General features: G+C 69.8%; 27 protein-coding genes. 11 read left to right on the top strand and 16 right to left on the bottom strand.

The annotated features are described in order from the left end of the window. The first annotated feature begins 19 nt into the window (after positions 1-19). Positions 20-1,180 carry an aminotransferase class V-fold PLP-dependent enzyme gene (locus K2F47_RS14550; RefSeq protein ID WP_242903385.1) on the top strand — a complete coding sequence of 387 codons (1,161 nt, stop codon included), beginning with the start codon at positions 20-22 and terminating at the stop codon, positions 1,178-1,180. A gap of 112 nt (positions 1,181-1,292) precedes the next feature. Here the strand turns inward: K2F47_RS14550 and K2F47_RS14545 are convergent, their stop codons facing one another. From K2F47_RS14545 to K2F47_RS14535, 3 genes are all read right to left on the bottom strand, one after another. Next, positions 1,293-1,712, bottom strand: coding sequence for a CBS domain-containing protein (locus tag K2F47_RS14545; protein ID WP_242903384.1), 420 nt, complete (start codon positions 1,710-1,712; stop codon positions 1,293-1,295). Between the two features lie 82 nt (positions 1,713-1,794). Continuing rightward, positions 1,795-2,841 carry an LCP family protein gene (locus K2F47_RS14540; RefSeq protein WP_242903383.1) on the bottom strand — a complete coding sequence of 349 codons (1,047 nt, stop codon included), beginning with the start codon at positions 2,839-2,841 and terminating at the stop codon, positions 1,795-1,797. A gap of 2 nt (positions 2,842-2,843) precedes the next feature. Continuing rightward, complete coding sequence (locus K2F47_RS14535; RefSeq protein ID WP_242903382.1) at positions 2,844-3,452, bottom strand: RNA polymerase sigma factor; 609 nt, start codon at positions 3,450-3,452, stop codon at positions 2,844-2,846. 241 nt (positions 3,453-3,693) lie between these two features. On the opposite strand from K2F47_RS14535, the gene K2F47_RS41375 reads away from it, so the two are divergent. Then, positions 3,694-5,523: a D-alanyl-D-alanine carboxypeptidase family protein gene (locus tag K2F47_RS41375; RefSeq protein ID WP_242903381.1), complete on the top strand. Its 1,830-nt coding sequence runs from the start codon at positions 3,694-3,696 to the stop codon at positions 5,521-5,523. Positions 5,524-5,541: 18 nt separating this feature from the next. Here K2F47_RS41375 and K2F47_RS14525 read toward each other — a convergent pair whose 3' ends face one another. Beyond that, positions 5,542-6,150, bottom strand: a complete 609-nt coding sequence (locus K2F47_RS14525; protein WP_242903380.1) for a TetR/AcrR family transcriptional regulator — start codon at positions 6,148-6,150, stop codon at positions 5,542-5,544. A gap of 65 nt (positions 6,151-6,215) precedes the next feature. Then, positions 6,216-6,845 carry a LysE family translocator gene (locus K2F47_RS14520; RefSeq protein WP_242903379.1) on the bottom strand — a complete coding sequence of 210 codons (630 nt, stop codon included), beginning with the start codon at positions 6,843-6,845 and terminating at the stop codon, positions 6,216-6,218. Between the two features lie 148 nt (positions 6,846-6,993). Between K2F47_RS14520 and K2F47_RS14515 the strand changes: the two genes are divergently transcribed. Further along, positions 6,994-8,151: a serine hydrolase domain-containing protein gene (locus tag K2F47_RS14515; RefSeq protein WP_242903378.1), complete on the top strand. Its 1,158-nt coding sequence runs from the start codon at positions 6,994-6,996 to the stop codon at positions 8,149-8,151. A 75-nt stretch (positions 8,152-8,226) separates the two neighbouring features. On the opposite strand, the gene K2F47_RS14510 is transcribed toward K2F47_RS14515, so the two are convergent. The 3 genes from K2F47_RS14510 to K2F47_RS14500 all read right to left on the bottom strand — a co-directional run bounded on the left by K2F47_RS14510 (position 8,227) and on the right by K2F47_RS14500 (position 10,729). Then, complete coding sequence (locus tag K2F47_RS14510) at positions 8,227-8,766, bottom strand: GNAT family N-acetyltransferase (protein WP_242905971.1); 540 nt, start codon at positions 8,764-8,766, stop codon at positions 8,227-8,229. A 25-nt stretch (positions 8,767-8,791) separates the two neighbouring features. After that, on the bottom strand, positions 8,792-9,016 hold the full coding sequence (locus tag K2F47_RS14505) for a phospholipase D-like domain-containing protein (RefSeq protein ID WP_242903377.1): 225 nt from the start codon (positions 9,014-9,016) through the stop codon (positions 8,792-8,794). Positions 9,017-9,331: 315 nt separating this feature from the next. Then, positions 9,332-10,729 (bottom strand): FAD-dependent monooxygenase, encoded by a 1,398-nt coding sequence (locus tag K2F47_RS14500; protein WP_242903376.1) that lies wholly within the window; start codon positions 10,727-10,729, stop codon positions 9,332-9,334. An 83-nt stretch (positions 10,730-10,812) separates the two neighbouring features. Here K2F47_RS14500 and K2F47_RS14495 point away from each other — a divergent pair, with 83 nt between their 5' ends. After that, a complete protein-coding gene (locus tag K2F47_RS14495) occupies positions 10,813-11,250 on the top strand; it encodes a winged helix-turn-helix transcriptional regulator (RefSeq protein ID WP_242903375.1) in 438 nt (145 codons plus the stop codon). Positions 11,251-11,460: 210 nt separating this feature from the next. On the opposite strand, the gene K2F47_RS14490 is transcribed toward K2F47_RS14495, so the two are convergent. Beyond that, positions 11,461-11,826 (bottom strand): hypothetical protein, encoded by a 366-nt coding sequence (locus K2F47_RS14490; RefSeq protein ID WP_242903374.1) that lies wholly within the window; start codon positions 11,824-11,826, stop codon positions 11,461-11,463. A 285-nt stretch (positions 11,827-12,111) separates the two neighbouring features. Here K2F47_RS14490 and K2F47_RS14485 point away from each other — a divergent pair, with 285 nt between their 5' ends. Beyond that, positions 12,112-12,951: a GNAT family N-acetyltransferase gene (locus tag K2F47_RS14485; protein ID WP_242903373.1), complete on the top strand. Its 840-nt coding sequence runs from the start codon at positions 12,112-12,114 to the stop codon at positions 12,949-12,951. 60 nt (positions 12,952-13,011) lie between these two features. On the opposite strand, the gene K2F47_RS41370 is transcribed toward K2F47_RS14485, so the two are convergent. After that, positions 13,012-13,812 (bottom strand): DUF192 domain-containing protein, encoded by an 801-nt coding sequence (locus K2F47_RS41370; RefSeq protein WP_242903372.1) that lies wholly within the window; start codon positions 13,810-13,812, stop codon positions 13,012-13,014. Between the two features lie 489 nt (positions 13,813-14,301). Here K2F47_RS41370 and K2F47_RS14475 point away from each other — a divergent pair, with 489 nt between their 5' ends. After that, entirely contained in the window at positions 14,302-15,120 is an 819-nt protein-coding gene (locus tag K2F47_RS14475; protein ID WP_242903371.1) for a hypothetical protein, read from the top strand. 16 nt (positions 15,121-15,136) lie between these two features. Here the strand turns inward: K2F47_RS14475 and K2F47_RS14470 are convergent, their stop codons facing one another. The 5 genes from K2F47_RS14470 to K2F47_RS14450 form a co-directional block, all read right to left on the bottom strand. Beyond that, a complete protein-coding gene (locus K2F47_RS14470; protein ID WP_242903370.1) occupies positions 15,137-15,244 on the bottom strand; it encodes a DUF397 domain-containing protein in 108 nt (35 codons plus the stop codon). Between the two features lie 87 nt (positions 15,245-15,331). Beyond that, complete coding sequence (locus tag K2F47_RS14465; protein ID WP_242903369.1) at positions 15,332-15,865, bottom strand: hypothetical protein; 534 nt, start codon at positions 15,863-15,865, stop codon at positions 15,332-15,334. Positions 15,866-16,380: 515 nt separating this feature from the next. After that, complete coding sequence (locus K2F47_RS14460; protein ID WP_242903368.1) at positions 16,381-16,566, bottom strand: DUF397 domain-containing protein; 186 nt, start codon at positions 16,564-16,566, stop codon at positions 16,381-16,383. Beyond that, positions 16,566-16,751, bottom strand: coding sequence for a DUF397 domain-containing protein (locus K2F47_RS14455; RefSeq protein WP_242903367.1), 186 nt, complete (start codon positions 16,749-16,751; stop codon positions 16,566-16,568). The genes K2F47_RS14460 and K2F47_RS14455 overlap by 1 nt, the downstream gene beginning before the upstream one ends. After that, positions 16,742-17,548, bottom strand: coding sequence for a helix-turn-helix domain-containing protein (locus K2F47_RS14450; protein ID WP_242903366.1), 807 nt, complete (start codon positions 17,546-17,548; stop codon positions 16,742-16,744). The genes K2F47_RS14455 and K2F47_RS14450 overlap by 10 nt, the downstream gene beginning before the upstream one ends. A 137-nt stretch (positions 17,549-17,685) precedes the next feature. Here K2F47_RS14450 and K2F47_RS14445 point away from each other — a divergent pair, with 137 nt between their 5' ends. After that, positions 17,686-18,153, top strand: coding sequence for an ATP-binding protein (locus K2F47_RS14445; RefSeq protein ID WP_242903365.1), 468 nt, complete (start codon positions 17,686-17,688; stop codon positions 18,151-18,153). After that, positions 18,132-18,506 (top strand): hypothetical protein, encoded by a 375-nt coding sequence (locus K2F47_RS14440; protein ID WP_242903364.1) that lies wholly within the window; start codon positions 18,132-18,134, stop codon positions 18,504-18,506. The genes K2F47_RS14445 and K2F47_RS14440 overlap by 22 nt, the downstream gene beginning before the upstream one ends. A gap of 9 nt (positions 18,507-18,515) precedes the next feature. Here the strand turns inward: K2F47_RS14440 and K2F47_RS14435 are convergent, their stop codons facing one another. Beyond that, positions 18,516-18,653: a hypothetical protein gene (locus tag K2F47_RS14435; protein ID WP_242903363.1), complete on the bottom strand. Its 138-nt coding sequence runs from the start codon at positions 18,651-18,653 to the stop codon at positions 18,516-18,518. Between the two features lie 174 nt (positions 18,654-18,827). Between K2F47_RS14435 and K2F47_RS14430 the strand changes: the two genes are divergently transcribed. From K2F47_RS14430 to K2F47_RS14420, 3 genes are all read left to right on the top strand, one after another. Then, positions 18,828-19,736, top strand: a complete 909-nt coding sequence (locus K2F47_RS14430; RefSeq protein WP_242903362.1) for a cytochrome P450 — start codon at positions 18,828-18,830, stop codon at positions 19,734-19,736. Between the two features lie 199 nt (positions 19,737-19,935). Further along, complete coding sequence (locus K2F47_RS14425) at positions 19,936-21,078, top strand: alpha/beta hydrolase (RefSeq protein WP_242903361.1); 1,143 nt, start codon at positions 19,936-19,938, stop codon at positions 21,076-21,078. 1 nt (position 21,079) lies between these two features. Next, positions 21,080-22,348: an alpha/beta hydrolase gene (locus tag K2F47_RS14420; RefSeq protein ID WP_242903360.1), complete on the top strand. Its 1,269-nt coding sequence runs from the start codon at positions 21,080-21,082 to the stop codon at positions 22,346-22,348. Positions 22,349-22,390 lie beyond the last annotated feature (42 nt).

Genomic DNA, 22,390 nt, shown 5'->3' with positions numbered 1-22,390 from the left:
CTTCGACGAAGGGCATCATGTGGACATCGGCGCGGCGCGCAAGGACACCCCTGGCTGCGCGAACGTGGCCCATCTCAACAACGCGGGGGCGGCGCTGCCCCCACGTCCCGTGATCGAGGCGGTGGCGGAGCATCTCGCGCTGGAGTCGACCATCGGCGGCTACGAGGCGGCCGAGCGGAACGCGGCGGCGATCGAGCGGTTCTACGAGGCGGTGGCGGGGCTGATCGGGGCCCGTCCGGACGAGATCGCCTACGTGGAGAACGCGACCCGGGGCTGGGACATGGCGTTCTACGCGATCCCGTTCGCGGCGGGCGACCGCATCCTCACCACGACGAGCGAGTACTCCAGCAACGCGATCGCCTACCAGCACGTCGCGGCCGCGAAGGGCGTCAAGGTGGAGGTCCTCCCCGACGGGCGGGACGGCGTGCTGTCGCTGGACGCGCTGAGCGCCGAACTGGCGCGCGGCGACGTCCGGCTGGTGTCGATCAACCACGTCCCCACGCACAACGGGCTGGTGAACCCGGCCGCCGCCGTCGGACGGCTGTGCCGCCAGCACGGCGTCCTCTATCTACTGGACGCCTGCCAGTCGGTGGGGCAGATCAGCGTGGACGTGGAGGAGATCGGCTGCGACATGATGTCCGCGACCGGCCGCAAGTATCTGCGCGGGCCGCGCGGAACGGGGTTCCTCTATGTGCGGCGGGAGCTGATCGCGACGCTGGAGCCACCGTTCCTGGACCTGCACGCGGCGACCTGGAAGGCGCCGGACGACTACGAGGTCCGCGGCGACGCGCGGCGCTTCGAGACGTGGGAGCGCTACATGGCGGGCCAGATCGGCCTGGGCGTCGCGGCGGACTACGCGTCCGAGCTGGGCATCGAGGCGATCCAGGAGCGGGTGCTCACGCTCGCGGACGCATTGCGGGAACGGCTCGCCGCGCGCTCCGGGGTCACCGTCCTGGACAGGGGCGAGCGCCCGTCGGGCATCGTCACCTTCACCGTGGACGGCCACGAGGCGGCGGCCGTGAAGAAGGCGGCGCGGGAACGCGGCGTCAACGTCAACACCACGAGCCCGCGCGCGCACGGGTATGACCCCCGGGCGCTGGCGTCGGCGGTGCGGGCGTCCGTCCACTACTACAACACGGAGGAGGAGCTCGACCTCTTGATGTCGGCCCTCCCCCGCTGACTGCTCGCTGACCGCCCGACCCCACCGACCGTCCGGACTCGGTCGACCGCCTGGGCTCGGCCGACCGGCCGGGGGTCGGCGGGTCGGGCGGGGTCAGGGGGGCGGGGTGAGGTCAGCGGTTGGGGCGGGCGGCGCTGATGTCGGCCAGCGCCGAGCCGGAGTCCTCCTCGACCGCGAGGTCGCCGATCGAGACGATGCCGACCGGACGGCCGTCCTCCAGCACCGGGAGCCGCCGGACCGACCGCTCGCGCATGATCTGCGCGGCCTTCTGCGGGGAGTCGTCCGGGCCGATCGTCGCGGTGACGCTGCTGGTGATGCCGCCGATCTTGGCCTGGCGGGGGTCGCCGTCGGCGGCCAGGCCGCGCACCACCAGGTCGCGGTCGGTGACGAGTCCGCGCAGCTCGTCGCCCTCCGCGACCAGGACGGCGCCGATGTCCTCGTCGCGCATCGCCCGCGCCACCGTGACGATGTCGAGTTCCGGGGACACCGACGTCGGGGAACCGGTCATGATGTCGCGGATCTTCGTGGCCATGCCTCACTCCTTGCGGGTCGCTCTCCTGGCCCTGGGGACGGCTCGGGCCCTACCCGACGAAGAAGGGATCACTCATCGGCGGCTATTTTCTGAACTCGGCGAAGAGTTGCTCGGCCGCGGCGCTGTCGAGGGCGAGCCGGTTCACGTCCTGCGGCGCGGGCCGCACCGGGACGGTCGAGAAGCGCACCGCGTCCGGGCCCGTCTTCTCCATGCCGCGCGCGACGGCCTCCAGCGCGCCGACGTCCATCCGCGGATACGTCGAGACCGACCGCGCCGCGACGGCCAGGAACTTCGCGTACGCGGCGGGGTTGCGCAGCCGCTGCTCCCTCGACTCCTTCAGGATCGCGGCCATGAGCCTCTGCTGGCGCCCGATCCGGGACAGGTCCGAACCGTCCCCGAGGCCGTGCCGGGCCCTGGCGTAGGCGAGCGCCTGCCGCCCGTCGAGCCGCTGCTTCCCCGCGCGCAGCGCCAGGCCCGACTTCGTGTCCACGGCGCCCCGGGGGATCGTGATCTCGACGCCGCCGAGCACGTCCACCAGCTGCGCGAACCCCCTGAAGTCGACCACGACGCTGGTGTCGACCTGGACGCCCGTCACCGACTCCACCGTGCGGTGCGTGCATGCGACGCCCAGCGAGAACGCCGAGTTCACCGCAGCCACACGAGGCGGAATGACTTTCCCGCCGTCGACCTTGCAGGACGGCATACGCACCAGCGTGTCCCGGGGGATGCTCACCGCGCGCACGTCCTTGCGGTCTGCGGGCAGGTGGACGAGAACGAGCGTGTCCGAGCGCGCCGGGCCGGAGCCGCGCGAGTCCGAGCCGACGAGCAGGACGTTGAGGGTCTTGCCCGTCCCGAACGCGAGCTGCTTGGCGCCGCCGAGCACCGACCCCTCGCCGCCGCGCAGCAGCACGGCCGGGACGAGGACGAGCGCGGCCGTCACGACCGCGACCGCGCCGATCAGGCTCCAGCGGGCGGGGCCGCGCGGCTGCCGGGGCCGTCCGCGCCGGATGGACGTGGCGCGGCTGCCGTCCGCCGCGTCCAGCAGGCGCCGCCGCTGCCGGACGAGCGACGCGGGCGGCTCGTGCTCCAGTTCCCGGCCGAGGCCGCGCAGCAGTTCGAGATCGTCCACCGCTACTCCTCCTCGTGCATGGGGTTGGTGTCGCCGAGCACGCCGCGCACCTTGCGCCGGGCGCGGTTGAGCCGCGAGCGGACGGTGCCGATCGGTATCCGCAGGGCCTGCGCGACCTCCTCGTAGCTCAGGTCGCCCCAGGCGATCAGCAGCAGCACGTCCCGGTCGCGGCGCGGCAGCCCGGCCAGCGCCTCGGCCAGCAGCGGGCGCGCCGCGAAGGCCGTCACCCCCTCCGCCACCCGCTCGGCCAGGCCCTCCTCCGGGCCGTCCACCGGACTGCGGCGCAGCGCTCGGTACCGCACGGCCTCGGCGCGGTGATGCCGCGCGACCAGCTTCGTCGCGATGCCGAACAGCCACGGCCGCGCGTCCCGGTGGGCGAGGTCGTAGCGGTGCCGCTTGCTGAAGGCGGTCAGGAACGTGTCGCCGACGAGGTCCTCGGCGGCCTCCGGGCCGATCCTGCGCGAGACGTAGCGGTACAGCATCGCCGAGTAGCGGTCGAACAGCGCGGCGAACGCCTCCGGCTCCTCCAGCGAGCGGGCGACCAGGTCGGCGTCGCAGACCGGGCCCGCGGCCGCGCCGGTGACGGGGATACCGGCCGGAGGTGCTGTCATCGCTGACACCATGGCATGCGAACCGGCCTTCCGTGGGGACTTGTGTTCGCCGGTGTATCTCCGCGACGCCGCGTCCCGGTTCACGGCGGAACCGCCGTCTCATGATCACTAATGCGTAACGAAGTGAACCTTCCAGCTAAACTGCGCATCCTTCAGGGTGCACGGGTCGACGGCGTGGGGGCGCGCTGCCCGCGACCGTCCTGTCCACGTGTCAGGACACCGAGTCGAGGAGGGTCGTGCCGTGGACGACGCCCAGCGGGAACCGGAGACGGCCGAGCAGGCCGAGGGTCCCGACAGTACGGACAGCCCGGACCGCATGAACACCGCCGAGTTCGCGCTGCCCAAGCCACCTGAGCCGCCCGCCGAGGCGTCCGAGCCGTCCGAAACACCGGAAGCAGAGCCGGAGTCGGAGCCGGAGGAGGACGAGGAGATCCGCGCCGAGCGGGAGCGGAAGAAGGCCGCCTCGCTGACCCGTCCGGACATCTCCGTCCGGCGGAATCCGGATGCGACCGTCTTCGACATGTCCTCCCAGCAGACGCGGGAGGAGCCGAGGCCCGAAACACCCGCCGCGCCGAGGCCGGAAACGCCCGCCGCGCCGCCGCCCGAACCGCCCGGCGCTCCGGCGGACGTGCCGCAGGGCCCCTGGGAGGCCGCGCCCCCGCCGTCCGCGCCGTCCACTCCGCCCGCGCCGCCCCCGCAGCCCGCGCCGCCCGCGCCGCCCGCGCCCGGAACGCGGTCGTCCGGGCAGTGGACGGTGCCCTGGGAAACAGCCGAACCCGAACCGGCGCCGCCGTCCTCGGCCCTGGTCCCGGCGCCACAGCCCGTGCCGCTCCGCGAAACACCGGTAACGACGCCGCCGGTGGCCGAGCGGCGCCCCCGGCGGAAGCGGCGCGTCCTGATCATCGCCCTGGCTGCGGCGGTCCTGGTCGCGGGTGTCGTGGCAGGTCAGCTCATCCGGCCCGCGCCCGACCCGACGCTGAAGATGACCCTGTCCGCGTCTACCCACACCTTCCCCGGGGCGGCACCGGCGCTGCCGTGGCCCGCACAGGGGCAGTCGGTCGTGCACGTGGAGGGGCTCGGGACGATGGGCGCGTCCGGTGGTTCCGCGCCCACCCCGACCGCGAGCGTCGCCAAGGTGATGACCGCCTACGTCTACCTGCGCGACCATCCGCTGCGCACGGGCGAGCCCGGCCCGATGCTGACGGTGTCGCCGCAGGCGGCGGCGCAGATCCCGATGCGCAGGCAGCGCCAGGAGTCGTTGCTCGGGGTGACCGCGAACCAGCGGCTCACCCAGCGCAAGGCCCTGGAGGCCCTGATGATCATCTCGGCCAACGACGTGGCGCACGAGCTGGCGCGCTGGGACGCCGGGGACGAGCGCGCGTTCGTGGCGAAGATGAACGCGACCGCGCGCGGGCTCGGCATGACCAGCACGACCTACACCGATCCGAGCGGCTACGACTCGCGCACCGTGAGCACCGCCGCCGACCAGGTGAAACTGCTGAGCGCCGCGATGCGCGTCCCCGCGTTCGGCGAGATCGTCAACCATCCCGCCTACGTGCCCGACGGCGGCGGCGCGCCGCGTCCGGGCGGGAACATCCTGCTCGGCCAGTACGGCGTGGTCGGCGGCAAGACCGGCTACACCGACGCGGCGGGCGGCAACTTCGTTTTCGCCGCGCGCAAGCGGGTCGGGGGCGTGCCGACGCTGATCGTGGGCGCAGTGATGGCGCAGCGGTCGCCGAGCGCGATGGGCGCGGTGACGGCGGGCCAGCAGCTGGTCGCGGCGGCGGAGGGCGCGCTGACGGCCGCGACGCTGGCGCCCGCGAACGCCGCCGTGGCGAAGATCGACGACGGGCTCGGCGGCGGCGTCCCGGCGCGCGCCGCGTCCGCCGTGACCGTGGTGGGGTGGCCCGGGCTCTCGGTGCCGGTGGTGGTCGGCGGCGACCCGCCGACCACGGGGAAGCGCGGCGACAAGGTCGGCGTGCTGACCGCGGGCGCGGCGCGGGTACCGCTCGTCCTCGGCGGCCCACTGGACGCGCCGTCCCCGCTGAAACGGCTGACCCGCCTCAGCTGACCGCCGATCCGCTCGCCGTCAGGCATCGCGCTCGGACGGAATGACCGGCTCCTGCCGGAGCGCGGTGGCGACGAGGCCGCGCAGGTGGGCGCGAAAACGGGCCAGCTCGTGCGGGTCGTCGATGCCGTGGCGGCGGCCGTCGCCGTCCAGGACGCCGCCGCGCGCGAAGCCGTGCGTGCACCAGACGATCGTCCACGCGAGGTACTCGACGTCGGCGCCTTCGCCGAGGAGGCCGTCGACGGCGCCGGTGACCATCCGCATGAGCGGCCGGACGTAGAGGGCCTCCAGGTGGGCGACGTCGGCGGCGTCCGACAGCCAGCGGTGCATCCACAGCGCGGGGATCTCGGGGTGCGCCACGCAGAAGTCGATATAGCGGTCCAGCAGGCCGAGGACACCGGCCGCGTCGGGGGTCATGTCCGCGACCGCCGCCTCCAGCGCCGATCGCTCCATCACGTGGGCGCGCTCCATGACGGCCAGGTAGAGGTCGCGTTTGCCGCCCGTGTAGCAGGCGATGTTGAGCCCCGCCGCCTCGGCGATCATCCGTGTGGACGTGCCGTCGTAGCCGAGGGCCGCGAACAGCCGGGTCGCCGCGTCCAGAACCCGCTCCCGCCCGGGCTCGCTCGTCATGCGGATCACCGTAGGGGCCGGGCGCGGGCGCGGTCAATCGGCCGCCGGAACGCCCCGGGAACGGCTCAGGTCCGGCGGGTGGACGGGCCCGCGAGGACGGTGGCGGCGCCGAGCCCGAGATAGATGATCCCCGTCGCGTACCGCTGGCGGCGCCGGAACGCGGGCCGCGACCGCAGCCACCCGCCGATCGACCCGGCCGCCGCCGCGTAGATCAGGTCGACGGTGAGCCCGATCAGCGTGAGCACGAGCCCGAGCACCACGATCTGCGCCGGGACGGCCCCCGCGTCCTGGTCGACGAACTGCGGCAGGAAGGCCAGGAAGAACAGCACGACCTTCGGGTTGAGGACGTTGACGAGAACGCCGTCCAGATAGACGCGGTGCAGCGGCTGCGGCTTCAGCCGGATCTCCTCGTGGCCGTCCCCGCCGCGCAACGTCCGAACGGCCAAATAGAGCAGGTACGCGGCGCCCGCGTACCGCAGAATCCCGAACGCGGTCGCGGACGCGGCGACGACCGCCGACAATCCCGCCGCCGCTGCCGCGACATGCACGAGCGTGCCGGTCTCAACCCCGAACGCGGACATGAACCCGGCGCGACGTCCCTCCCCGATGCTGCGGGTGGTGATGTACAGGTGGTTGGGCCCGGGAATGGCGACGAGCGTGAGCGCCGCCAGGAAGAACAGCAGTGGGTTGGTCACCGCCGCCACGCTACGGACCCCGCCCGCCGACCAGTAGAGCCATTCGGCGCCCTTATTTCCAGGCCATTCACCCCGGGGGTTGCCCCTACCCCGATGCTCCGGATGGCTCCATATTCGCCCCCGGATCGGCGTCCTAGCGTTCACAGCCATGACTTCAGTATTCCGGCGCCCATGGTCGGCCACCGCCTTGACCGCCACGCTGGTCGTGGGCCTCGCGGCCCCGGCCACGGCGAACGACCACGGACGATTGCAACGCGACCTCGACGCCCTGGTCGCGCTCGGCGACACCGGCGCCCAGACCCGAACCGTCGCCCCGGACGGCACCCAGCGCACCGCGCGGAGCGGCGTCTCCGACATAAGCCGCCCGAGGCCCGTCTCCACCCGGGGCCATTTCCGGATGGGCAGCACCACCAAGACGTTCACCGCGACCGTCGTCCTGCAACTGGTAGCGGAAGGGACGCTCTCGCTGGAGGACACGGCGGAGAAATGGCTGCCCGGCGTCGTCCAGGGCAGCGACAACGACGGACGCACGATCACCATCCGGCATCTTCTCCAGCACACCAGCGGAATCGACGATGTCGACTATCCGCAGCCCCAGACCGCCGAGGAGTTCGAGCGGACGCGCTTCCGGCCCACCCCGCCCGAGCGGATCGTCGCGAACGCGATGCGGCACAGACGCCTGTTCGAGCCGGGCAAGGGCTGGAGCTACGCCAACACCGGCTACGTCATTCTCGGAATGATCATCGAGAAGGCCACCGGCGACCCCTGGTACCGCGAGGTCGAGAACCGCGTCTTCAAGCCGCTCGACCTGCGGGAATCCAGCTGGCCCGGCCGCTCCCCCGAGTTGCCCCGCCCCCACGCCACCGCCTACAAACGCTTCGAACCCGGCGGCCCGCTGGTCGACGTCACCCGCACCGTCAACGTGGACGCCTCGGGCGGGCTCGTCACCACCACCGCCGACCTCAACACCTTCTTCCGCGCCCTCATCGGCGGACGGCTGCTCCCGAAGGCGCAACTCAAGGAAATGCAGCACACCGTCAACACCGATGAAAGCGTCCAGAGAGTCTTCCCCGGTGCCACCTATGGCCTGGGCATCATGAACATCCCGCTGAAATGCGGCGGAAGCTATTGGAGCAACAGCGGCTCCGACCCGGGCTGGGGCAACGACAACGGCGTCACCGAGGACGGCCGCCGCAGTGTGGTGACGTCCTGGTCGACCGAGGACGTCACCGACCCGGACAACGCGATCCGCCAGACCAGGGCCTTCGTCGCCCTGACGAACCACGCCCTCTGCGACACGAGGTGACACGCGCCGGGGACCGGTACCCGTTGACCACGGACGGCCGCGGATTTGCGAACCCGGTCATGACCGGGCCGGTGCTCAGACCTCGGGAAGGGACGGGTCCGGCGTCCAGGGAGACGGGGCCGTGATGGCCCAGCGCTCATGGTCGCGCCAGGCGCCGTCGATGTAGAGGTAGGAGGGGGAAAGGCCCTCGTACCGGAAGCCGAGGCGTTGGACCAGCGCCAGCGACGCCTTGTTCCCCGACTGGATATTGGCCTCCAGCCGGTGGAGCCGGAGGTCGTCGAAGGCATGGCGCAGGGTGGCGGCGAGGGCCTCGCTCATGTACCCCCGCCCGGCGGACGGGGCGAACGCGGCATATCCGAGAGCCGCGCCCTGGTAGCGGCCGCGAATGATCGAGTTGATGTTGACCATCCCGGCGGCGGCACCGCTCTCCCGGATCCGCACCAGAAACCCCAGGTTGGTGCCGTCCTCGAAGCGGCGCATCCAATCCCGGAACTCCGGCCCGCCGACGGGAAGCCGCATCCAGGGCCGGTGCAGCTCGGTACTGGCCCGTGCAAGCGAGCAGAACTCCTCCTCATCACCAAGAGTGAGCGGACGCAGTTCGACCCGTGAAGACATCGCAGACACGGATCAATATTAGCGGCTATGCCTTTACGGCGTTCTTCCCGGAGTACTTCCATATCGGATCCCAATATGTCTTGAGCAGGTCCCGTACGGCATCGTCGCCCTCGACGAGATAGTTGAACTCCGACAGGTAGCCCGGATACAGGTTGTCCGACACCTTCGCATGGTTGCCGGGCGCCGAGGGGACCTTGTTGTAGATGTAGCCGCTCGCGTTGAGAACGGAGAACGCGGCGCTTCCGATCACGCCCTTCTTCGGGGGCTGCTTGCTCAGCGGCGGCTGCTTGAGCGTGGCCGTGTACGCCTCCGGGGCGAGCTTGGGCCAGGTGTAGGTGCTCCCCTCGACCGTGTCCTTGGCTCCCGTTCCTCCGCATCCATGCCCAGGCCCCGCGGCCGGCGGTTCGGCAGGCTTTCATCGATACCGCTACCCGTGCGCCCCGCCCCTCACATTCCGGCCAGGGCAAACAGCAAGTCAATTTCGATTCGAAGTTCGGCTCGGCAGAAACCGATTACCGGCTTCGCATTCTCCGGCACCGATAGGGCTTGATCGCCGCCGCTTTAGTCAGGCGAGGGGAAGTTCCGCCATGGCGTCCGCCAACTGTTCGGCGGTGTCCCCGGCGGCCCATACGTGGCCGTCCGGGCGCATCAGTACGGCGGCCGTGGACCAGGGCAGCTCGGTCTCGTACAGCTGGAGGTCCGCGCTCGTGGCCAGGTCCTTCAACGCCGGGTCGGTCTCCTGGGCCAGCAGCACCGGGCGGCCCTCGCGCAACAGGTGCAGTTGCTCGCGGGTGGCCGGGAGGCGCCGGCCCACCAGGGGGTGGGTGCCCGGATAGCGCACGTCCAGCGCGGTCAGCGTGGCGGCCAGCGCGGTCGCCACGTCGGGATGGGCGCGCAGCAGGTCCGCCATGAACCGGCGCAGGGACCGGCCCTCCTCGGTGGTGGCGGCGATCAGGGCGGTCTGGGCCTTGGTGTGTTCGCCCAAGGCCACGCCGACGGGGTGGCGCTCCGGGTGGTAGGTGTCCAGCAGGGCCGCGTCGGCCCGGCCCCGCTGGACGGCGGCCAGCTTCCAGCCCAGGTTCATCGCGTCCTGCACTCCCACGTTCAGCCCGACGCCGCCCGCCGGGAAGTTCATGTGCGCGGCGTCGCCCGCCAGGAACACCCGGCCCTTCCGGTACTCCGCCGCGAGCCGGGTCGCGTTGCCGAAGCGGGACAGCCACACCGGGGAGTGCAGGCCGAAGTCCGTGCCCGCGATCCGCTTCGTCGTCTCCCGCAGGGACTCCAGGGTCGGCGCGGGGTCTGACGGGGCGGACCCGGTGACGCGGTAGCGCCCGCCGGGGAGCGGGACCACGATCAGCGCGCCGTGTTCGTTGTGCCAGGAGCCCGGCCGCTCCGGCGGGTCGGCCAGCTCGACGTCGCCGAGGAAGCCGAAGACGGTCGAGTCGGTGCCGGGGAAGTCGATGCCCGCCGCGTGGCGCACGGTGCTGCCCGCGCCGTCCGCCCCGACCACGTGGTCGGCGGTGATCTCGTACTCGCCGTCCGGCCCGGCGACTCGCAGCGTCACGCCCTGTTCGTCCTGGCTCAGTCCGGACACCTGGTGCCCGCGCCGGATCACCACCCCGAGGGCCAGGGCGTGTTGTTCGAGCAGTTCCTCGGTACGCCGTTGCGGGTGCGCGAGGACGAACGGGAACGGCGTGTCCAATCCTCGGAAGTCCAGGCGAGCGGGCAGCATGCCGAAGTGCCCGTCCGGCACGGGCAGTCCGCCGTCGAGAAAGGCCTGTTCCCGCCCGCGCATCGCCAGTACCTCGATCGTGCGCGGGTGGACGGCGAGCGCCTTCGAGTGCGGGCTGCGCCGCTCGGCCCGTTCCAGGACCAGCGGTCGCCCACCGCCCAGGGCCAGCTCCGCCGCCGTCCACAGCCCGACCGGACCCGCGCCGACGACGACGGTGTCGTGTGCGTTCATAGTGATCATCTCCGTTGCTTTGCGGTATGACGTGGGCGTTACATACTGGTAGTGCGGTTGCAGACGGATGAGAGGTAATGGGGATGGCGTCAACGCGACAGATCAGCGGACCGTGCCAGGCGTGGCCGGAGGACGGCGCCTTCATCCGTGAGGTGCTCGACCGCATCGGCGACAAGTGGACGATGTTGACCGTCAGCACCCTGGGCGCCGGATCGCTGCGCTACTCCGACTTGCAGGCGAGCATCCCCGGGATCTCCCAGCGGATGCTGACCCAGACGCTCAAGCATCTGGAGCGCGACGGCCTGGTCACCCGGACCGCGTACGCCGAGGTCCCGCCGCGGGTGGAATACGAGCTGACGGACCTGGGCCGGTCGCTGATCGACGCGGTGATGGCGATGGCGGAGTGGGCCGCCACCCATCACAGCGAGATCGCGGGCAACCGGGCCGCCAGCGAACTGACCGGAGTGGGCCGAGCCAAGGCCGCGGCCAAGGCGTCGGAGCAGAACTCGAACTCTCGATGACGAACTGCGACCCCTCGCATCGTGCCGCCTGCTCGACCATCTTCCTCACCTCACCAGGAGTGCGTAACACCATCATGAGTGAGTAAGCGAGGGCCTACAAAAGGCACTTTCACGTGCGTGGGCATCGCCGGCAGACGTCAACACCCGCCGCGCTCCGGGAGCCTGTGCGCGGCGGGTGTTGACGTGGTGCGCCTGAGCGGAAGGCCAGCGTCAGGAACCCGGCCTTCCGTCCGGGGCGTCGTCCCCGGTCGGCTCCTCGGCCGTGGCGCCGGGCGGCTGGTCGGTCGTGGCGCTCGGCGGCTGAGCGGCGCTGGGCGCCTGGTCCGTGGGGGTGCTCGGCGGCTGAGCGGCGCTGGGCGGCTGGTCGGTGGGAGTGCTCGGGGGCTGGGCCGCGCTCGGGGGCTGGTCGGTGGGAGTGGTCGGCGGCTGGTCGGCGCTGGGCGCCTGGATGATGTAGGTGGCCGTCGACTGGTGGACGATGGGGCCGGGCGGGGGAGCCGCGTGTGCCGCGGCGGGCAGGGCGACCGGCGCCATTGCGCCGACGGCCATTGCCGTGGCGAGGATGAGGTTCCGCATGTGGGCTCTCCTTGGTCGGGGGTGCGATCCCCCATAGATTGCATATAGCGATCTTGCGATCACAATGAGTGATAGGGGTGGGACGGCGTTACACCCGGGCACGTGACTATCACGTGTCTGACCCGGCGAGTCGGCGTGAAGTCGTCCGCGCTTCCTGCCAACCTCGGTCGCGACCTGTGCATGGGCTGCGGGCGACGGCCAGGCGAGTCGATCAGGCGGCCTGGGCAGCGGCGGGTGTTGTGGTCACCAGCGCCACATTGTTGAGGGCAGAGTAAAAACACGTGCGTGTCCTGGCTGGCCGTGCTGGGATCGTTCGCTATGGATGTCCGTGACTTCGACGACGCCGACCTGGCGGACAGGATGGAACGGAATCTGGCGGAACACGCCTGTCACCTGCATCGGAGCATGGCCGGGGCTAGCGTCGCGGAGACCGGTGACCTCCTGGTCGCCGACAGCGGCCTGGACGACGACACCTTCAATATCGTCGCCCTGGCTCGCTTCGCCGTCGTCACCGCGTCGGCACGTATAACCGAGACCATTCGGACGCTGGCTCACACCGGCCGCCCGTTCTCCTGGTGGGTGGGGCCTACCTCGACGCCACCGGACCTCAGCGTCCGGTTGACGGAGGCCGGTCTGCCCGCGTCCGAATGTGAGACGGCGATGTGGGCCGAGTTGGACGACACCCCGCCGTTGTCCGCTGTCGAAGGGCTGGACGTCCGAAAGGTGACGACGCCTGAGCAGCTCGCCGACTACGCCATGGTGCTCGCCGCGAACTGGGACCCGCCGGCTGACACCGTCCGGCGATTCTTCGCCCAGGCCGCACCGCAGGCTCTGGCCGCGCATTGCCCGGCCCGGTACCTGGTCGGGTATGTGGAGGGCCGTCCGGTCTGTTCGGCCGAAGTGCTCCATCACGCGGGGGTCGCCGGGATATACAACATCTGCACGCTGGCCGCCCACCGCCGACGCGGCTATGGAGGCGCTATTACGCTCGCCGCACTCCGCACGGCCCGGGACGGCGGTCACCGCGTCGCGGTCTTGCAGGCGTCAGCAGATGGCGAACCGGTCTACCGCCGCCTGGGTTTCCGCCCTTGCGGACAATTCACCGAGCACGCCATCAACCCCTGAACCACCTCTCTTCGCGAGACGCCTGTGAGACTTATCCACAGCCTGGGGATGGGGCATGGCCTAGAAGCTCAGCAGGGTTCCCAAGGGCAGGATCGGCAGGCTCCCGTTGGGCGCCTCGATGACGTACGAGAACGGAAAGCCGGGGTCGTACTGCTGGCAGGAGGGCGACCCCACCATGCACGGCTGTCCCGTGAACCCGTGGACAAGCCTCCCGGCGGAATCGAAGAACAGCAGGTCGGTGGTGAATGTGTAACCCACGATGATGTGCGATCCATAGGTCGGGCCCGGATACCGGTACAGCATTCCGTCCCGTCCGCCGAGGTCGCTCCTCGTCCAGCCGAGCATTCCCAGGGAAATCTTCTGGGGAGTGTCCGCGAGTGCCATCCGGTACAGGCCGCCCCCTAGCCTGAACTCGACCGTGGCGAACGCGGCCGGGTCCAGTCGTCGGGTGGGCGTCTGGATCTGCGGGACGATCCTCGACCCGGACCCGCCGCCCGGCACGGTCTCAGCCTGCGGGGTTCCCGCGCAGTCCTGCGCGACGCGGTTCGCCTGCACCAGCCGCACCGTGGTCGCGGCACGGCGTACGGTCACCCGCACCGCGCCCGCCGTCACGTAGGTGATGGACGGACCGTCCGAGCAGACGGCGACGCTCGTCCGCCCTTTGAGGAGGAATCTCTGCTCGCCCAGCTGCCCGTCCCGCGACAGCCCGATCACCATCTCGTGCTTGCCCGCCTCCTTGAGCCCGCCGTCGATGCCGAACCGCCCGATCGGGGTGGCGACGCTGCCGCCTATCTTCACGGCGAACATTCCGTCCTGGTCGATGCTGAACACCAGCGGCAGCATGGGCGGCTGATAACTCACGCCGCCGACGAAACCGCACCCAGACAGCAGCAGTAACGGAGCCAGCCTGCCGAGAACAATCATGTCCCCTCCGCGCGAATCGGAGGCGGGGGGCGTCAGTCAGAACTGTGACGCACACCGCCCACGCTCCGTTCGCCCCTGACCACCATGGGCCAGCACGGGCGAGGCCGAGCGAGGCGGCCCTGCTCTGTCGGTGTGCTCGGGACGGCGGCGGTTTCGGACTGCCTCCGCGAGGGCGTCATGGCGAAGTTTCCGCACGTCAAAGCGACTTCCCGGGGGCCGTAACCGGGCGAGGCGGAGGGCGGTGAAAGCCAGAAATCGCGGGGTCTTGGCGGCGCGGGTGGGCGGTGAGATGCTCACCGCCCACCGGGTCCTCCCAGCGGGATCCGGTAGCGGTGCCTTCACGGAAAGGAGCCCGTTTTGCCGTCCCGACGCTCCCACACCCGCCTCTTAGCGCGCAGCCGCGCCCTGGCCGCCGCACTCGCCTTGATGGTCGCCACAGCCATCGCCGGTGCGTCGCCCGCCGGGGCTTCGAACGCCCCCTCCACGGCCGCCCCCGCCCCGCATCGCGTTTCCGACCTGCAAATGGTGCAAGAAACCGGGAAGGTCTCGCCTTACAAGGCCCTGATCGCCCACTGCCCCCCGGGCAAGCAGCCCCTGGGAGGCGGTTTCGACCTCCCCATTCAGCACACCGTGGCCGCCTCCTACCCCATCGCCGACACCGGTTGGCTGATCAAGGCCCGCCCCACCACCGAGGACGCCTCACCCTTCGAGATGACCGCGTACGCCATGTGCGCCACCCCGTCACCCGGTTACAGGATCATCAAAAAGTCGGCGACCGTCCCCAGCGGAGGAGGCGTTGGGCAGACCTGCGCAATCGCCAACTACCCGTACGAGTACATGGTGAACGTCGGCGGCGAAGCCAAGGGCCCCAGCGCGGCGCTGACCGGTAGCGACATATGGATGAACCAGTCCAGCAAAATCACCTACGCCAGCGCGAGGGGCATCCAGACCAAGGCCGATACCGTCGAAGTCGACGTCTATACGATCTGCGCTACCGCCTATGACGGCAGCTCTTACTGGCTCGACCAATGGGAGAGTTCCCATACCAACGACCGGGGACCCCTCTGGGCCTGCCCGGCAGGGGTGAGCAGCATCGGTGTCACGTTCACCGCGGGCGCTTCCCTGAGATCCAGCAAGCCTCACACCATCAGCCAGAGCGACTGGAGAGTTACCGCCCTCAAGCCTGAGGCCGCCGGCTACACCATTTCCGGCAAGATCGTCTGCGGTCCCGGCCCCGGCCGCTAACGGTCCGAGCGCGGCGCTAGACGTCCTTCAACGCTTCGGCCAGGGTCCGGAACCCGCCCCGGCTCAACACCACCTTCGGCCCGTCCGGATCCTGGCTGTCGCGAACGCCGACGACCCCAGCCACACCTGCGACCTTCTCCAATGGCTCACCGAGGTGGCCGGGTCGAGCGCGTCGCTGCCGCGGCCCGAGCGTTCACTTTGACGAAGCCCCCTACGGAACAACACTGATCGCGACATCAAACGTCTGTCGCTTGTAAGTCTTCTCCACCACGGCTTCTCCGACGTTTCCCGAGATGACTCGGATTTTTTTCTTGTCGGCCGATACTGATACGACGATCCCGTTATGCCATTGGATGATGTCTGGGTCCCAGAAGATCAGATCACCCTTCTTGGCGTTCTGAGGTAGGTGGGCATTTCCCACGCTGAGCGCCCAACTGCGGATAGTCGGAACATGGCCGCTGCTGATGTACGGCGCGCCCGCCATCTTGTTCACCCACATGGTGAAGTATCCGCACCAAACCTCGCACGGCCCGTACTTGGTGCAGTTGCTTCCGGGGGGCCGCTCCTGCTGGCCGAGTTCCGAGCGAGCGATGGAGACGATCGATGAACGCAGAGATTTGGCCGCCCCCACTTTTTCCGTCGCAGTGGTTTGAGCGCGGGTGCTGGCGCTGCCCGGTATCGCCGGCAGTGTCAATGCGGCAAGCGAACCGACAAGCAGACCGCCTGCCATGATGTATCGACGCATTTTCCCTCCATGTCAACACTATGAACACGGCTACCTGGCCCCGTTGGGCCCTGTCTCGTGACAATACGGTCGCTTGGATCTGCCAACTAGGGCCCTAGGGCCCTAGTGGGGCTGGTGCGTTCTCATATCGAGAGACCGCGTGGCCAAGGGCGTGGTCGAGGAAGGTCGCCTTAATGAACCTGGCGTTTCCGGGGACGTCCGCTCCGCCGAAGTCGGCATGGTGCACCCACCCTGCGGCTGATTTGCTCGTGCGTCCAAGCCACCCACGAAGGACTGGCCGCTGTTCACGCCCGGCTCCCACGACCGGGTCGGGGTGGACGCTGATGTCCCCGGGCATGGCGGCCATCAGATCGGCCGGGTCTCCCGCGCATTCGATCGATCGGCCGTGCTCGCAGCCGCGCTGCCGGCACTCCCGCGCGGCCACCAGGCCCAGCGCCCACCGGGCCCTGGGACTATCTGGCCATGCCACCGGATACGCCCACACCACCGACCCGGCGGCCATCACTCATCCCTGGCTAGACGTCCTTCAATGCCTCGGCCAGGGTCCGGAATTCGCCACGGCTCAACACCACCTTCGGCCCGTCCGGATCCTGGCTGTCGCGAACGGCAACAACCCCAGCCACACCTGCGACCTCAACACAGTTGTCGTTCTCCGCCGTACTGCGCGAAGCCTTACGCCATGTCGCGTTGCTCAGGTCCATCAGGCCTCCTTGAGGACGTAGGCGAAGCGGCGGAAGTCGTCCCGGCTCAAGATAAGCTTGGGGCCTTCGGGATCCTTGCTGTCGCGGACGGTGACAAACTCAGCCAAATTTGCCACTTCCACACAGGCATCTCCGTCCTCGTGACTCCGCGACGCCTTCCGCCAAACCGCAACACTCAGGTCCATCTTTCTCTAACCACCTTATTGATTAGCGTTCGAGAATCTTCCGTGTTCAGCGCCTGCGCATTGAGCGTATGCATCACGGCGCTCATCCTTGAGAGTTCCGCCGGGTCGCGTGTCGTCTCACCACCGGTCGCCTTGACGACGTACGCGATCTCGCTACGGTCAGGTTGTGTGGCGATGTGAAACGAGGCTCGGGTCCCTCGATAGTGGGCGGTTTTCGCAATCTGCAAGAAGATTCCCTCCCGCCGAGACAACTCGACCAAGAAGTCGAACTGCTCCCGCATGACCTCCTTCGATCCGACCTGGCGGTACAGGATGCTCTCCTCCAAAACCACACTGATCATCGGCCGAGGAATCCTAGTGAGTAGGCTCTGACGTCTGATCCTGGCAGCAACCGCCTCATCATCGACGAGCAGGACACGAGCATACGCCTCGGTCTGGAACAGTCCATAGACCAGGTGACTCTCATACACCCGCAACTGATCTGCCAGCGCTTCTACCTTGGGGAAGGCCAGAAAGTGGGTCGGGTATCGGATCTGTTTGATCTTCTCCAGGAGATCGTCCCATGCCTCGACGATCGCGCCTCCAGCGTTGAGTGCCTGGTCGAGGCGTACAGCGAAGTCCCGGCGGCACTTGGTGCGACCGCACTCGACATGGCTGACGTATGACCGCGCGACGTTGACGGCTTGGGCGAGCTCACCCTGACTGAGGCCACTCGCCTCCCGGAAGCGCTTGACCTCGCTCCCGAAGCCCAACAGTTCAGGGTCGATCTTCGGTCCGTCGCTGCTACTTGGAGACATACAAGATCTCCCTCACCTGCTAATAGCGCGCCAGTAGCCGCTACCCGAATGTGGCTCCTTCGCTGCTCTCCGGAGATCCTACGCCGCCTTATGGCTTGATGGTGACCGATCGACAACACAGAGTGATTTTGGGCGGGATGGTCCGGCTTGTGATGAGGACTTCGTCCGAGATCATCTTTGCCACCCACGCTGGAGGGGGGTTTCCGATGCCAGCGATAGCTCTTGTGCCAGAGCCTTCGGCTCTTGTTCTCGTGCCTTCCGATCTTGCGGCTGCGTGTGCGCGGCGGTTTGTGGGGGCGCGGTTTCGGGAGATCGGGGTTGCCGACGATCATGTCGGGCGGCTTGTGGTCACCGAATTGGTTACCAATAGCTACAAGCACGTGGGATTCGGGCACATCGTTGTCCGGGTCGTCCCGGAAGAGGGGCACGGGCTCGCGAGGATCGAGGTCTGGGATCAGGGGCCCGGGATGCCTGTGATTCGGGCCGCCAGGCTTCATGACCTCTGTGGGCGTGGGCTGCACTTGGTGGCCGCGCTCGTCCATGACTGGGGTGTCCGGCCGCTGAACGAGGAGGGGAAGATCGTATGGGCGCGCTGCGCCGTTTGAGGAGGGCGCTCCAGGTTCCTTGGGGGCGGGCTGCTGCCATCGGGCATCTGGATCTGCTCGCCCACGCGCTCGGAAAAAGGGGTTACCGGTGCCTCAAGCTGTATCGGGCCGAGCAGTTTCCTACCCGGCCCCTGCTGTTGTGGGTGTGCACTCCCCGGCCGGACGAGCGGCTCAAGGTCGTGATGATCGTCCACGCGGCGCCCGGACGGACCTGGGCCTACTACCGGATCGATGGGCCGGAGGAGCGGCATGGGCTTCTTGCGCCCTGCGACGATCCGGAGGCTGCGGCGGATCGGATTGACGCCGTGCTCAACGGGGCCGTCCGCGTGAGACATGGGGCGGACGGCGGTTAGCGGAGCGTTTTAGCGGTGGTCGGCGATCGCCGGTTTCTTCTGCGGCGCCAGAAAATCCATCGAGCCCAGCTTGAGCGCCAGGACCTCCATCAGAGCGATGGTCAGAACAAACGCGACGGCCAACAGGCCGAGCTTCTTGCGATTCAACCCGCGCACCCCTTCAAACCCCCGACTAGCAGGGGAAATCTAACACAATCCAGGGTGCTTCGCTGCGCTGGGCAACCGCTTCGGCACTCGCGTCCAGACCCGGAGGCGGCCGAAACCGGACATACCGGGTCTGCCCCGGACGCGTTAGCGTCCGCTTGAGGGAGGAGGTTTCCCATGCCTCAGCGCCGAGGCGCGTTGCCCATCTCCGATGCCGAGGTCCTCGACTGCCCGGAGACCTACGCGCGCGGCGTCCCCTACGACCGGCTGGAACGGCTGCGGGCGCGCACCCCCGTGGTCTGGCTGGACGGGCGGCTCTCCGACTTCCCGGGCGCGTGGGCCGTGCTGCGCTACGAGGACGTCCGGCACGCGCTGGCGCATCCGTCGTTGTTCACCCCGGAGACGGATGGCGAGCTTCACGCCGTCCCCGAGGAGGCCTCGGCCATCGACCTGGAGCCTCCGGCGCGGGCCATGCTCGACCGGATGCCGGACGAGGCGCCCGTCGACTTCGTCGGGGACGTCCTCACCGGGCTCCCCGAGATGCTGCGCAACACCCTCGCCGGGGGCGTGCACGCGCTGCTGCGCCATCCCGGGCAGTACGAGCGGCTGCGCGAGCGCAGGTCGGACGACGGGCTGCTCGACAGCGCCGTCGAGGAGATGCTGCGCTGGTGGACGCCGGTGATCCAGGTATGGCGGACGGTGCGGCGCGGCACCGTGATCGGCGGGGTGCCGCTGCTCGCCGGGGAGCGGGTCGCGTTGTGGCTCGCGTCCGCCAACCATGACGACGCGGTGTTCGCCGAGCCGGGACGGTTCGTCGCCGACCGGTTCCGGGGCGTCGCGGTCGGGGGGAAGTCGTCCCGGGCGGCGCGGCGGCGGCTGCGGGAGCAGCGCGTCCGACCGCATCTGAGCTTCGGCTATGGCGAGCGGGCGTGTACCGGGGCGGCGCTGGCGCGGGTCCATCTGCGGGCCCTGCTGGTCGCGCTTTTGGACCGGCCTGGGCGTGTTCGTCCCGCCGGAGAACCGGTACTATTGCGGTCAAGCGCCCGTCACGGCTTCGAGCGGCTCCCCGTTCGATGGACCGGCTGAAGAGCGGGCACGGCGTCTTCGCCTGATTTGCCGCGGCATTTCTGCCGCGTGCCGGCCGTTTTGAGCGCGGCCTGCCTTACCCCGCTGTTCACGGTTGCCCGCAACCGCTGAACGCCCAACGTGATCGCGCCGTATTCGTGCTCGATCGCTCCTTACGCACCTCCGGGTGGATGTGCCTTCGGCAAAAGGGGAGACGGCAGTGGGACTGACGAGCTGGGGGCTGCTCGGTCTGCTGATATTCATCACGTCCGGCCTGATGGCCGTGACCGTGTGGGCGTGGCCACGGGTCGCCTCGTCCGGCGCGCGCCCGGTGGGCGCCCGCGTGCTGATCCTGGTCGGCTGCCAGCTCGCCGTGCTGCTCACGCTGGTGACGTCGCTGAACAGCTACTACCTGTTCTACGGGTCGTGGGCCGACCTCGCGGGCGCGGCGGGCGGCAAGGCCCAGGAGCTGCGCGACCGGCCGCCGCCCAACCCGAACGCGGCGGCGGCGTCGCAGGTCGTCCGGACGGTGCGGGCGAGTCTCGGGCCCGCGCTCGGGCACGGCCGCGTCCCCGAGCGGGACGGGCAGGTGGAGCACCTCGACATCCGCGGCATCCGCACGGGGCTCACGTCGGACGCGTTCGTGTACCTGCCGCCGCAGTACTTCCAGCCCGAGTACGCGAATAAGCGGCTGCCCGTGGTGATGTTCATCGCGGGCTATCCGGCGTCGGACAAGTTCGTGTGGATCAGCAAGGGGCACATCCCCGCCGACGTCGCGAAGGCGCAGCAGGCCGGGCAGCTCCAGCCGATGATCTACGTGATGATGCGGCCCACCGTCGAGAAGGGGTGGGACACCGAGTGCGCCGACGTCCCGGGCGGGCCGAAGGTCGAGACGTTCTTCGCGCAGGACGTCCCGGAGGCGATCTCGGAGACCTACCGGACGGCGCACGACCGGGCGGGCTGGGGCGTGGCCGGGTACTCCACCGGCGGCTACTGCGCGACGAAGATCGCGATGCTGCACTCCGACCGGTTCGCGGCGGCGGTGAGCATGGCGGGCCACTTCCACGCGCTGCTCGACACCACGACCCGCGACCTGTACGCGAACAGCGCGGAGCTGCGGAACAACAGCGACCTGATCTGGCGGCTGAAGAACCTGCCGCAGCCGCCGATCTCGGTGCTGGTGGCGTCGGCGGACGTGGGCGAGAAGACGTTCCCGTCGGCGCAGCGGTTCATGGCGGAGGCGCGCCCGCCGCTGGTGGTGGACAAGATGCTGCTGCCCAGCGGCGGCCACAACTTCAAGACGTTCCGCAAGTACATCCCGCCCTCGATCCGGTGGCTCAGCGACCACCTGAAGGGGGAGTGACATGGAACCGGTCAGCGGGGCCTTCCTCTTCCTGGTGTGCGGGGTCGCCCTGGCCTGCGTGGTCGCCGCCGTGATGCTGTGGCCGCGGCTCGCCGGGTCCGGGACCAAGACGCTCGTGTCGCGGACGGGGGTGCTGATCGCGACGCAGGCGCTGCTGACGGCGGCCATCGTCCTGATCACGAACAAGTACTTCGTGTTCTACGCGACCTGGAACGACCTGTTCGGCAGCGACGTCGCGAAGGTGAAGGTCAACCAGGTGCAGCCGACCGGCGGCGGGCGCGCCGGCCCGGCGGAGCTGGTGCGCCGCACGACCACCGACCTCGCGCCGGAGCACCGGGGCCGCGAGCAGGGCCCGGCCAAGGACGGACGGGTCGACCACCTGGAGATCCGCGGCCCGCGCAGCGGGATCGACACCGAGGCGTATGTGTACCTGCCGCCGCAGTACTTCCAGCCCGCGTACGCGGGGAAGCGGCTGCCGGTGATCGTGCTGCTGTCGGGCGGACCGTCCGCGATGGCGTGGATCAAGCAGGCGCGACTGCCCGCCACCGCGGACAAGGCGGCCGGGGACCGCACCGCGCAGCCGATGGTCTACGTGATGGTCGGCGCGCCGCGCGGCTGCGTCGACACCCCCGGACGGCGCGGCGGGCTCCCCGAGACCTTCCTCGCCCAGGACCTTCCGCCCGCGCTGGCGTCCACCTACCGGTTGCCGTTCACCCGCAAGGGGTGGGGCCTGGCCGGGCTGGGCGAGGGCGGACGGTGCGCCGCGCGCCTCGCCATGCTGCACTCCGACCGGTTCGCGACCGCCGCGAGCATGGGCGGACGGTTCGACCCGCCCGGCCCGCCCGCGAAGTCCGAGCCCCCGGCCGGGACGGGCGAGCCGACGCTGCCCGCGGGCGACGCGCCGCCGCCCGCGAGCGACTCGCCGCTGGAGGCGGGGAATCCCAAGAAGCACAAGAAGCACCACAAGCCCCGGCACTACGGGCTGCCCGGCGCGAAGGGCGACCCCTACGGCGGCAGCGCGGTCTACCGGCAGGACAACGACCTGCTGTGGCGGCTGGAGCACCTGCCGCCGCCGCCCGTCGCCGTCCTCGCCACGACCCCGGCGGGCGGCGAGGAGCAGCGGCAGGCCGACCGGCTCGTCGCGCTCACCCGGCCGCCGATGTGGGCGTCCCGGACCATCATCCCCGCGCAGCTGAGGACGCTCGCGGACTGGCGTCCCTACCTGCCGCAGGTCCTGCAATGGCTGAGCGCGCACCTGCGAGCCGAGTAGGGCGCGGCCGGCTACCTCCCGAGGAGTAGGCGCGCTGACTCC

The organism is Actinomadura terrae, from assembly GCF_022751215.1.
In the GTDB taxonomy this organism is placed as follows: Bacteria; Actinomycetota; Actinomycetes; order Streptosporangiales; family Streptosporangiaceae; genus Spirillospora; species Spirillospora terrae.
This window is presented reverse-complemented; position numbering and strand designations above follow the sequence as displayed.